The sequence below is a fragment of the Actinomadura scrupuli genome (assembly GCF_050971785.1).
Lineage (GTDB): Bacteria > Actinomycetota > Actinomycetes > Streptosporangiales > Streptosporangiaceae > Actinomadura_E > Actinomadura_E scrupuli.
This window is the reverse complement of record NZ_JBPCCU010000001.1, coordinates 1,157,703-1,169,295: the sequence shown is the minus strand read 5'-3', so window position 1 is coordinate 1,169,295 and position 11,593 is coordinate 1,157,703. Positions and strand designations below refer to the sequence as shown.

11 protein-coding genes are annotated in these 11,593 nt (G+C 68.2%); all 11 read left to right on the top strand.

All coding sequences use genetic code 11. The features are described 5' to 3' along the window. Positions 1-193: 193 nt before the first annotated feature. The 11 genes from ACRYCC_RS05390 (at position 194) to ACRYCC_RS05340 (ending at position 11,544) form a co-directional block, all read left to right on the top strand. Positions 194-1,030, top strand: a complete 837-nt coding sequence (locus ACRYCC_RS05390; RefSeq protein WP_433809324.1) for an MlaE family ABC transporter permease — start codon at positions 194-196, stop codon at positions 1,028-1,030. After that, positions 1,030-1,884, top strand: a complete 855-nt coding sequence (locus ACRYCC_RS05385) for an ABC transporter permease (RefSeq protein WP_433809322.1) — start codon at positions 1,030-1,032, stop codon at positions 1,882-1,884. Before ACRYCC_RS05390 ends, ACRYCC_RS05385 begins: the two co-directional genes overlap by 1 nt. Further along, positions 1,881-2,948, top strand: coding sequence for an MlaD family protein (locus tag ACRYCC_RS05380; RefSeq protein ID WP_433809320.1), 1,068 nt, complete (start codon positions 1,881-1,883; stop codon positions 2,946-2,948). Before ACRYCC_RS05385 ends, ACRYCC_RS05380 begins: the two co-directional genes overlap by 4 nt. Then, positions 2,948-4,090 (top strand): MCE family protein, encoded by a 1,143-nt coding sequence (locus ACRYCC_RS05375; protein ID WP_433809318.1) that lies wholly within the window; start codon positions 2,948-2,950, stop codon positions 4,088-4,090. The genes ACRYCC_RS05380 and ACRYCC_RS05375 overlap by 1 nt, the downstream gene beginning before the upstream one ends. Next, entirely contained in the window at positions 4,090-5,169 is a 1,080-nt protein-coding gene (locus ACRYCC_RS05370; protein WP_433809316.1) for an MlaD family protein, read from the top strand. The genes ACRYCC_RS05375 and ACRYCC_RS05370 overlap by 1 nt, the downstream gene beginning before the upstream one ends. Continuing rightward, positions 5,166-6,206 (top strand): MCE family protein, encoded by a 1,041-nt coding sequence (locus ACRYCC_RS05365; RefSeq protein WP_433809314.1) that lies wholly within the window; start codon positions 5,166-5,168, stop codon positions 6,204-6,206. Before ACRYCC_RS05370 ends, ACRYCC_RS05365 begins: the two co-directional genes overlap by 4 nt. A gap of 8 nt (positions 6,207-6,214) precedes the next feature. After that, a complete protein-coding gene (locus ACRYCC_RS05360) occupies positions 6,215-7,234 on the top strand; it encodes an MCE family protein (RefSeq protein ID WP_433809312.1) in 1,020 nt (339 codons plus the stop codon). Continuing rightward, the gene (locus ACRYCC_RS05355) at positions 7,231-8,520 is read left to right on the top strand and encodes an MCE family protein (RefSeq protein ID WP_433809310.1); all 1,290 of its coding nucleotides are present in this window, start codon (positions 7,231-7,233) and stop codon (positions 8,518-8,520) included. Before ACRYCC_RS05360 ends, ACRYCC_RS05355 begins: the two co-directional genes overlap by 4 nt. After that, a complete protein-coding gene (locus ACRYCC_RS05350) occupies positions 8,517-9,491 on the top strand; it encodes a hypothetical protein (RefSeq protein ID WP_433809308.1) in 975 nt (324 codons plus the stop codon). The genes ACRYCC_RS05355 and ACRYCC_RS05350 overlap by 4 nt, the downstream gene beginning before the upstream one ends. Positions 9,492-9,713: 222 nt before the next feature. Beyond that, the gene (locus ACRYCC_RS05345) at positions 9,714-10,571 is read left to right on the top strand and encodes an SAM-dependent methyltransferase (RefSeq protein ID WP_433809306.1); all 858 of its coding nucleotides are present in this window, start codon (positions 9,714-9,716) and stop codon (positions 10,569-10,571) included. A 145-nt stretch (positions 10,572-10,716) separates the two neighbouring features. Further along, positions 10,717-11,544, top strand: a complete 828-nt coding sequence (locus ACRYCC_RS05340) for an SAM-dependent methyltransferase (RefSeq protein WP_433809304.1) — start codon at positions 10,717-10,719, stop codon at positions 11,542-11,544. Positions 11,545-11,593: the final 49 nt, after the last annotated feature.

Here is an 11,593-nt window from a genome sequence, read left to right as displayed (position 1 = left end):
TGGTCCCAGGTCGGGGGCGACCGCGGTCTTCGTCATCCGCCGCTGCTGAGCGCCTGCCGGCGCCGGCCCAGACAACATCATCGTGGCCGAGCGTGACCAGGATTCCGCACTGTGCGTGGCCGGGATCCGGTGACCCGGGAGCGCCCATCGAGTAGACGGAGGACAGGATGCGAGAACTGCGAGGAGCGGACTCGTGAGCGCGGTCCGGCCGGTTCCGGGGCACCGCGTCCGCCGGGCCGCGTCCCCGACGACGGAGTACCTGCGAAGGCTCGTGTTCGGCGGGCTGGAACAGTCGGGGCTGCTGATCTCGATTTCGCTGGAGGGATTCCGTAAGACCTGGGCCGTGCGCCGGTGGTGGGCCGAGTACGTGGAGCAGTGCTGGTTCATCGCGCGCGTCACGACCCTGCCCGTGATGCTGATCGCGCTGCCGCTGGGCGGCACGATCGCCCTTCAGGTGGGGCAGATCGTCCGCCAGCTCGGCGCGGACTCCGGCACCGGGGCGACGGTCGTGCAGGCTCTGGTCACGCAGGTGGCACCGGTGGCCGCGGCACTGCTGATCTCCGGGGCCGGTGGTTCGGCCATCACCTCCGACATCGGCTCGCGGCGGATCCGCGACGAGCTCGACGCCATGGAGGTCATGGGCATCAACCCCGTCCACCGCCTGGTGACGCCCCGGCTCTGGGCGGCCAGCACGGTCGGGGTCATGCTCTGCTCTCTCATCATTCTGGCCGGCGTCGCGGGCGGCTTCTTCTTCAACGTCGTACGGGAGGGCGTGACGCCCGGCTCGTACTTCGACGGCGCGACTTCGCTCCTCCAGCTCTCCGATCTGCTCATCACCCTGTTCAAGGCATGGGTGTTCGGCTTCATCGCGGCCTCGGTGGCGTGCTGGAAGGGCATGACCTGCAGTTACGGCCCCAGCGGCGTGGGACGCGCGGTGAACCAGGCGGCGGTCATCGCCGCGATGCTGGTCTTCGCCGCGAACTACGTGATCTCCACGCTGACCTACTCCCTCTTCCCTCCGAGGATCTGATGACCTCGCTCGTCCCGTACCGTGCCGCCAGCGTCGTCCGGCGCCGGGCGCGGCTGTCGCGCACTCCCGAGTTCCTGGAGTTCTGCATCTTCTGCGGCATGGTGCTCTACCACCTGCTGACCGACATCGTGCGCGGAAAGTATCTGAAGACCGTCTTCCGTCACATCAGCGACATCATCGCCGGAGTCGGCGCGGTCGTCATCGGCCTCGGCATGGTGCTGGTCATCTTCTTCATGTCGTTCTTCACCGGCACGACGGTCGGGCTCCAGGCCATTCCCGGGCTGCAGCGGCTGGGGGTCCAGTCGCTCGCCGGGATCATCGCCAGCTACGCCAACGTACGCGAGGTGACGCCGATCATCGCGGGCGTGGCCCTGGTCTTCCAGCTCGGTGCGTCGTTCACCGCCGAGCTCGGGTCGATGCGCATCTCCGAGGAGATCGACGCGCTGGAGGTGCTGGGGATCAACTCGCTGTCGTATCTGGTCTGTACCCGGCTTGCCGCGGCCCTGATGGCGCTGATCCCGCTGTATCTGCTCGCGCTGTTCGCCAGCTTCTTCGCCACCCGGTTGATCTCCGTCGGCTTCTTCGGCATCTCACCCGGGATCTACGACTACTACTTCCACCTGTACCTACCGCCCATCGACGTCTTCTACAGCGTCGTGAAAGTGGTCGTGTTCACGGTGATCATCGTGATCATCCACTGCTACCGCGGTTTCAACGCCAAGGGCGGCCCGGTCGGTGTCGGACTGGCGACCGGGCAGGCCATCCGGGAGTCCATGGTGGCGATCATCATGGTGAACCTGCTGCTGTCCTACATCTTCTGGGGCAACGGCGGAACAGTGAGCCTGACCGGATGAGAACCGTCGACCTCACACCGCGCTCCCGGCTCCGCTACGGCGTCATGGGGGCGGCCGGGCTCTCGGCCTCTCTCGTGCTGTCCTTCCTGGCCGCCCGGGAGACCCACCCCGGCGCGAGCTATCTGCGGGCCAGTTTCGGCCGGGCCGGCGAGGGGCTGGACACCCACTCGGACGTCAAGATCCGCGGCGTCAAGGTCGGCGGGGTCTCGTCGGTGCGCCTCACCGAAGACGGCCGGGCGCTGGTCACGATCCGGCTGAACCGTGGTGTCCGGGCGCCCGTCACCTCGGAGGCGGCGGTGGTCCCGCTGTCGGTGTTCGGGCCGAAGTACATCGACCTGCGGCCCGGCCAGGGCGAGGGGACCGGTCCGTTCCTCGCGGACGGCGCGCGCATCGCCAAGACCGCCGATCCGCAGGAGCTCACCGATGTCGCCGCACCGGCCATTCGCCTCTTCGACGCGCTCGCCCCGCAGGACCTGGCCACCATCATGAACGCGCTGGGCACCGGCTTCGGCGGCCGGGGCGAGCAGGTCGGCGGCCTGCTCGACGACTCGGCGAAGCTCCTCGACCTGACCGCGCGCCGCCGGAGCGACCTGGACGGCATCATCGGCAACGGCAGCGCGCTCGCCGATACGGCAGCCGCACACGGTGACCAGATCGGGCAGATCACCGACGACCTCAACGTGATCCTTCCTTCGGTCACCGGGGACCCCCAGCAGTTCGGCAGGCTTCTCTACGGCCTCGACCAGTCGGCGCGCACACTCGACCAGATCCTCGGATCCGACCCGGGAGGCCCCGGCCAGATCATCGACTCGGTCACGCCCATGGCCGGCACCCTGTACCGGTACCGCACCTACTTCCCCGACCTGCTCAGCGGCGGCAACTCCATCCTGACCCAGCTGGCCGGCATCGCCCGCGCGCCGGGGCCGCACAACACTCTGCTGTCCCGCGTGACCGTGCACATCAATCCGACCAACGTGCTGTGCGAATCGCTGCCCGGGCTCTGCGGGCCGATCGAGCCGGCGGTCCCCAACAAGCCGAATCCCGGTAAGAAGGCAGGGAACTGATGATTCGGCAATGGAGACGCCGCCGGCGCAAGTCCGGCCCGGACGGCCGTTCGGCGCGGAGATTCCTGGTCTTCGCGGTGATCACGACCGTGCTGACGGTTCTCATGGCCTTCCGCATCGTGGGCACGAACTTCGGCTCCGATGCGCGGCTCCGGGCCGCCTTCGACGACGTCAACGGCCTGCGGGCCGGCGACCTGGTCAAGGTGGCCGGCAGCCCGGTCGGCCGGGTGACGTCCGTCAAGGTCGTCGACGGCCGGGCCGTCGTCTCGATGGAGGTACGGTCGTCGCTCCGGATCCCGAACGACTCCTCGGCGGTCATCCGCTGGCGGGACCTCGTCGGCAAGCGCGAGGTCTACCTCGAACCCGGCTCCAGCCAGGTGATGGCCAAGGACGGGCAGACCCTGACCCGCACGAGGTCGGCGGTGGACCTGGGCTCGCTCATCAACGACCTGGGCCCACTGGTCGGCGGCATCAACCCCGAGAGCATCAACAAGATCCTGCAGTCGTTCGCCGTCGCCCTGGACGGCAACCAGGACAAGATCAACCAGATCACCGCCAACCTCGCGGCGCTGCTGCGGATGCTCGGCTCGCGGACCGGCACCATCCAGCAGATGATCGGCAACTACAAGACGGTCACGGACGCGCTGGCGGCCCGGGACCGGCAGATCGCCCAGACCATCGACAACCTGGCCGACCTCACCCAGGCCTTCGCCCAGGACCGCAGCGCCCTCGGCACCGCCACCGTCCGGCTGAGCGACATCGCGGCCAACCTCGACAAGGTGCTCGGAAACTCCGCTCCGGAACTCGGTGACATGGTCGACAGCACGAGCGATCTGATGGAGATCGCCCACCGCAACATGGGAGTGCTCGACAAGCTGGTCAACAACCTGCCCGCGGCGCTCCAGGCTCTCCTGACGGTCGTGGACGGCGGCCATTTCGTGCGGGGCAACGCGTTGTGCATCAACGTGGTCCACACCGACACCTGCCCGTTCCCGGAGAACCTGCCGCCTCCTCCTGCCGTCGCGTCCGGCAGCGGCCCGGCGGTGAGCGCCAAGGCGGCACAGCTGACGCCCGGCCAGCAGCAGGTCTTCCAGGCGATGGTCCGCATGCTCTTCCTGGGCAACCAGAACGGGGGCAAGTGATGAGACGACGAGCGAAGAACATGTTCGCCAAGTCGTTCCGCGACCGCGATCCCAAAGCCGTCGCGATGGTGGCGATCCCCCTGGCGGCCCTCGTGCTCATCGCGACCTACGCCTACGGCAATCTCGGCCTCGGCCAGGGGGGTTACACGGTGAGCGGTGTCTTCGCCGCCACCGGCGGCCTTCAGCGGGGCAGCGAGGTGCAGCTCGCCGGGGTCAAGGTCGGGAAGGTCACCGAGATCCGGCCCGACTTCACCCACGGCCACGTGGTCATCAGCTGGAAGGTCGACTCCGGCATCCGGCTGGGCCGCCGGATGCACGCCGACATCCGGCTGTCGAACCTGCTGGGCGGCCAGTACGTCAAGCTGTCGGGCCCGGTCGCCGGGCCTTATCTGAGTTCCCTGCCGGCCGCGCAACGGCGGATCCCGCTGGCGCGCACGAGCGTCCCGTACACGCTGAACAGCGCACTCGACTCCGCGTCCAACCTGGCGGGCAAGCTCGACGCCCGGTCGGTGGACCGGCTGCTGGGCGAGGCCGCGAAGGTACGGCTCCCCTCGCAGAAGGAGCTGGCGAAGATGCTGGCCGATCTGCGGAAGGTCAGCGCGACACTGAACGACTCTTTTCCTCAGGTCGCCGCCATCATCGCCAACAGCGGCAAACTCACCGACACGCTGGCCTCCAAGGACCGGCAACTCGGCCAGCTGCTCACCTACGGCGACAGCCTGCTCAAGGAACTGGTACGCCGCCGCAACGAGCTCGCCACGGCCCTGGGCAGCGGCAGCCGGGTCGTCAAGAGCCTCGACGACGTGCTCGCCAAGCACCAGAAGCAGTTGAACACGGTGCTCAACGACTTCCACCTCGCCGCGCAGACGTTGACCGGCGACAACCTGCCGTCACTGAACGTCGCCCTCGCGTGGTTCGGGCCCGCGTTCTACGCCCTGAGCACGTCCGGCAGCCGTGAAGGCCGATGGATCGAGGGCGGATTCGTCGGCTTCGGCCCGATCCAGCCGGGCGTGGTCGGCCCGCAACCCAATTTCAACCCGCCCAACTACCCCATGGTGCCGACAGGACAAGTCAAGTGACGCCACCGCCTCGCCATCTCCTGGCCGCCGCCGTCGCGGCCGTCCTGACCGTCTCCCTCAGCTCGTGCTCGGTCTTCACGAGCCCGTTGTCGGCCCCGGCGAACTACCGCGTCACGGCCTACTTCGCCAAGGCCGTGTCGTTCTACCCCGGCTCCCGGGTCCAGGTCATGGGCGTCAACATAGGCAAGGTCGACTCCGTCACCCCGGTGAACGGACAGGTCCGCGTCATCGCCTCCATCGACAAGAACGTGCCGCTGCCCGCCACCGCGACCGCCGCCATCGTGCCCCTGAGCCTGATCGGCGAACGCACCCTGACCTTCACCCCCGCCTGGCAGCCCGGCACGCCCAAACTCACCGACGGCACCGTCCTGCACCAAGACAGAACCCAAATCCCCGTCGAGGTCAACGACGCCCTCAAATCCTTCGGCACACTCCTCGACAGCTTCGACCCCACCAAAGCCGACAAAGTCCTCGCCAACACCGCCACCACCATCAACGGCAACGGACCCGCCTTCAACCAAGCCTTCCAACAAGCCGGACAGCTCATCACCAACCTCGCCGGCCAAGACCAGCAACTCCTCAAAGTCGCCGACAACCTCAACCAGATCGCCGGCGTCGTCCGCGGCCGGGAGAAGACCCTGGCCTCCCTGGTCGACAACTTCGCCCAAACCTCCAAGATGCTCTCCGACGAACGCAAGAGCATCCAGACCCTGGTCCAGGCCATCGCCGACCTCGCCAAACGCGGAAACGTCCTCATCAAGGCCTACCAGACGACCCTGCCCGGCGACCTGACGCGCACCGCCCAGATCGCCTTGATGGTCAAAGGCAACGCCGCGAACATCGGCCAGTTCCTCAGGGCGCTGCCGGGCCTCGGCTTCCAGTTCGTCAACGCCTTCAATCCGAAAACGCACACGATCACCACCCGGGTCACACTCGACAACTTCGTGCGCGCCTACCTGACCGCGCTCCTCAAAGAACCCAGGCCCAACTCGACGGTGCCGTGCCCGCTCCCGCCCCCCTACTCCAACTGCCAGTAGGAGCCACCGTGAGACCTGTCCTTCTCGCCGCGGTGCTCGTGATCTGTGGCGTCCTGTGCGGATGCTCGATCCAGACACTCCACGCGCCCAAGGGCCCGCTCACCCTCAGCGCCGACTTCACCGACGTCCAGAACCTTGTCACCGGGCACTACGTGAAGATCGCGGACGTCCCCGTCGGGTCCGTCACCAAGATCACTCTGGTGGGGAGCGGGAGCGGCTACCGGTCCCGGGTCACCATGTCGATCAAGAAGGGGGTGAAGATCCCCGTAGGGACGAGCGCCAAGGTCACCGTGACCTCGCTGCTCGGCGAGAACTACGTGCAGCTCGAACCCCCCGCGGGCAGGAACCTCACCCAGGGCCCCTTCCTCGCCGACAACGCCATGATCACTTCGACCAGCGCCAGCCCCGGATTCGAGGACATCGTCGGCCGGGCGGCCCCGCTGGTCGGCGCTCTCGCCGACAGCGACGTGCCAGGGCTCGTCCAGGCGGCCGGCACCGCGTTCGCCGGCCGCGGCCCGGAACTCAACGCGATGATCAGCAACGCCGGGACGCTGCTCGACACCTTCGGGAAACGCCGCAGGGAACTGGCCGAAGCCGTCGACGACCTCGCCGACCTGGGCAAGAAGCTCGCAGCCCACCAGGCTTCGATGGACCGCCTCCCCGGCCGCCTCGCCGGTGCGACGAAACTGCTGGCCGACGACCGGCAGAAGATCCTCACCGCGGTGCACTCGCTGTCCGCCCTCGCCAAGACCGTGAACGACACGGTGCTCATCGGCCACACCGACCAGATCCGCCGGCTCATCGAGCAGATCGGCCCCACGTTCGCGGTCCTGGCCTCCGACAAGGCCCGGCTCAGCGACCTGATCGTACGCGTCCAGGAGTTCGTCCACCGCATGCCCCGGCAGGTCTACAACGGCCAGCTCCTCACCTACCCCGTCCTCGAGTTCGACGGAGCGACCTACGGCGGCACTCAGACGGCGCCGAAGTCGCTCGCCGAACTCGTCCGCATGCTGGGCCCCCGCTCATGACCCGGCGCATCCAGGTCAACCTGGCGGTCTTCGCGCTGCTCGGCACCATCCTGTCGGTGTGGGCGCTGCGCAACGTCCTCAGGTTCGACGCCTTCTCGCACCCCTACCGGATCAGTGCGCAGTTCGCCAGCTCACCCGGGCTCCAGCCCGGCTTCGACGTGACCTATCTCGGAGTCGCGGTCGGGAAGATCCGCTCCGTGCGGCTGGACGGCCCGAAGGTGACCGTCCAGCTCTCCATCGACAAGAACCAGAAGATCCCGCAGGGCGTCACCGCCGCGGCGGCGCTCAAGTCCGCGATCGGCGAGCCCTTCATCGACCTGGAGCCGTCCCCCGGCCAGGCCGGCGCACCCCCCATGCGCCCCGGCGACACCATCCCGCTGGCCAGGACCAGCGTGTCCGAGACCTACGGCGACCTCTTCGCCGGAGTGAACAAAGCGATCAACGGCCTCAACCCGGAGAACCTCCGGATCGTCAGCCACGAGCTCGCGCTGGGACTCGACGGCCGCGGCGACTCGCTCAGGCTCACCGTCGACGGCGCCTCCCAGCTGGCCGGCACGTTCGCGCGGAACACCGGCACGCTCGACGGACTGATCACCAACCTGAGCTCACTGACCCGGGTTCTGGCCGGTCGGCACGCCGACCTGGCCACCGGGATCTCCAGCACCGCCGACCTCACCGCCTCGCTGGCCGAAGTCGACGACGCTCTCGTCCAGATCCGCGACAACACCCCTGACCTGCTGGCCAGATCGGCTCGGCTGCTGCGAGAGGCCGGCCCCGCGATGCGGTGCCTGATCAGCACGCTGGACACGGCGCTGCCCGTCGTGCTGTCCAAGGGCAACGTCGACGACTTCACCGAGGGCCTGCGCTGGTCGCCCCAGCTCGCCGACGCCATGACCGGAGTCCTGACCTACGTCAACGGTGACCCGAACCTCAACATCAAGTTCATCATCACCCCGACGCCGGTCAAGACGGCGGTCGAATACCGGGATCTGCGCCCGCTCCCCACGATCCCGCGGATCCCGACCTGCCCCGGCATCACCCTGCCCAAGCAGCAGATCCCGCCGATGTCCAAGCCGGCGGCCGCGAAATCGAACACCCGGAAGACCGCGGCCACCCCCGAGCCGGCCCAGATCGCGACCCGCGACAGCGCCGGCAGCGAACACCACGATCCCATGTCGTGGCTGATCTACATCCCACCCGTCGTGGCGGCTCTGATCCTGCTCAGAGTCCTCATGAACACGCTCAGGCTGACCTGGCGCCCGAGCCGGAGGAGGAAGAGCAAATGAAGGCCGAGAGCCCCCACGCGCCCACGACCGAGGAACGCCGCCCGATCGTCTACGAGAACGGCCCCGCGGACTTCGCCGCCGAAGACGGCAGCCCCGACCCCGGCACGGGCACCGGCACCGGCCCCGATCCCGACGGCAAGGACTCCGAGCACCAGGACGATGTGCTCGAAGACCGCGAACCCGAGAACGGCGAGTCCGCGGCCGGCGAGCCCGAAGTCCGTGCCTCCGAGGACGGCACGCCCAAGGACAGCACGCCCAAGGACAGCACGCCCAAGGACAGCACGCCCGAGAACAGCGCGGACGACGACGTACCGGATGCGGACGCACCGGATGTCGACCCGGTCGTGCGGCGCACGTCCCGGGTACGTGCTCTCGTACGGCGTGGCCGGATCCCCGTGACCAGCGGACTGCTGCTGCAACTCGTCCCCGCCGTCGCGCTGGTCGTGCTGAGCGTCCTTCTCGTCATCGTCTGGCGGCAGAACGCCGACCTGTCGGACGACGCGCGGCAGCGACGCGACCTGAACAGCAGCGCGGGCAAGGTCGCCAGCACCTTCTTCAACTGGGACTACCAGCACATGGACCAGTCCTTCGCCGCGAAGTACCCGCTGCTCACCAAGGCCGCCGCCGACGCGATCCGGCCCACGGCCGCCACCCTGACGAGCTACTTCACCGTCAACAAGGTCAGCTCCGCGGCCACCATCGGCGGCATCTACCCCGGCGAGATCAAGGGCGACGACGCCAACGTCATGGTCATCATCAACACGAAGGTGACCACCTCCAAATCGGTGCAGTCCAACACCGGGGCGACGGTCGCCATCAGCATGAAACGCGTCTCGGGCAAATGGCTGGCCGGCAACATCACCCTGCTCAGTTCGGGCGTGGAGTCCACCACCGACCAGAACGGGAAACCGCTGCCGAAGACCAATGGCTCCACCCAGCCGAACGCCATTCCGGGTCAGCCCACGCCGTGACCGATGACGGGGAAGTCGCCGGTACGTCCTCGGCTGGAATACGCTTTCGGTCACGGAGGGAATCTCACGCGCGCCGTTCTGCTGACCATCGTCGGTTTCCGCCTCCTCCCTGCTCGGGCGGGGAGATCGGCCCGAAAGCCGCCGAATGGCGGCCGCGTTCGCGGGATCCACTGGTCGGCGACCGGTAAAGTCGCCGGAGACGGCGAAAAGAGGCGTGCGCACGTGACCGAGGAAGCCCGGCGTGTGCCGGTGGGTGTGGATACGAGCACGCCCAACATCGCACGCATGACCGACTACTTCCTCGGCGGCAAGGACAACTTCGCCGTCGACCGCGAGGCCGCGGAGGAGCTCCTGGCGATCGCCCCTGAGATCAAGGTCATGGCGGAAGAGCACCATGCGTTCCACGGCCGGCTGGTCAGGCATCTCGTCGAGCGCGGCATCACCCAGTTCATCAACATCGGCTCGGGCCTGCCGACCCGGCGCAGCACCCACGAGATCGCTCAGTCACTCGCCGCCGACACCCGGGTGGCCTATGTCGAGAGGGATCCGGTGGTGCTCAACCACGCCCGGGCGATCCTGGCCAAGGCCCCCGGGACCACCGTCGTCGACGGCGACGTCATGCATCCCGACGAACTGCTCACCGACCCCGCGATCCAGCGGCTGCTCGATCTCGACCGCCCACTGGCGATGTTCATCTTCGGCATCCTGCAGTACATCCCCGACAGCCGCCGCCCCTTCGAGAAGGTCGCCCGGCTGCGGGACCTGATACCGGTCGGCAGCCATCTGGCCATCTCACACGTCGTCTTCGACATACGCCCCGAGCTGGCGGAGCCGATCGTCGACTTCTACCGCCGGTTCCTCAAGCGGGTCGAGGACCCCTCCCGCATGCTCCACCAGGTGCTGCCCTTCTTCGACGGGCTGGAACTGATCGAACCCGGCCTGGTCTACCTCCGCCAGTGGCGCCCCGACAACCCCCTCACCACCCAGACCTCCCAGAAGGGCTGGACCGTGGCCGGCGTCGGAGTGAAGACACAGGCCACGGACGGCCAGGTGCCGGCGGGAACCAGGACACAGCCGTAGCGGACCGGCCGGCCCGCAATGGCCCCACGATGCGCCGGCAGGAAAGCCGTTCCCGATGAATCACCGCGGAGCGGAAACCGGGGTCGGGCGCGCGGCTAGGATCTCCCAGAAGTCATGTGAGAATTGCCGGCCGAGGGGTTCCGCCGTGGCAGAGAACGCATCGGGGAAACAGCACCAGGCGCACGTCCCGGTCGAGAACGATGTGGCCGTACCGAGCGTGGCCCGCATTTATGACTACCTACTGGGCGGCAAGGACAACTACGCGGCCGACCGAAAGGCGGCACAGCAGCTCATCGACATCTCCCCCAACGCGGCGGTGGGGATACGTGAGAACCGGGCGTTCCTGCAGCGGGCGGTCCGGTATGCGGCTCAGGCCGGTGTCCGGCAGTTCATCGACATCGGCAGCGGGCTGCCGACCCAGGGCAACGTCCACGAGATCGCCCGTACGATCGCACCCGGCAGCCGGGTGGTCTATGTCGACAACGACCCCGTCGTCGCCGTCCACGGCCGCGCCCTTCTCCTCGACGACACCGGCAACACGGCCTTCGTCCAGGCGGACCTGCGGCAGGCGAAAAGGATCCTGCACGAACCCGCGGTGACGAAACTGATCGACTTCGGTCGGCCCGTCGCGATCCTGCTCGCCGCGGTCCTGCACTTCGTCTCCGACGCCGAGGACCCGCGAGCGCACCTGGCCGACCTCCGGGAGGCCACCGCACCCGGAAGCCTGCTCGTCCTCTCCCACGGCACCGCCGACCCCTTCCCCGAGAAAGGGGAGCGGGCGGCACAGGTCTACCAGGCGGCCACCGCGGGACTGTCGCTGCGCTCCCAGCCGGACATCCTCCGCTTCTTCGAGGGATACGACCTGGTCGAGCCCGGTCTCGTCTACGCACCCACCTGGCATCCCGAGGCGCCGCCCACGCTGAGCGATCCCCGCTCCAGCGGTCTGCTCGTCGGCATCGGCCGGAGAAGGTGAGTCCGGGAAGGCCCGATCACCGAGGTGGGCGGCCGCGCCCGGAGAGCCG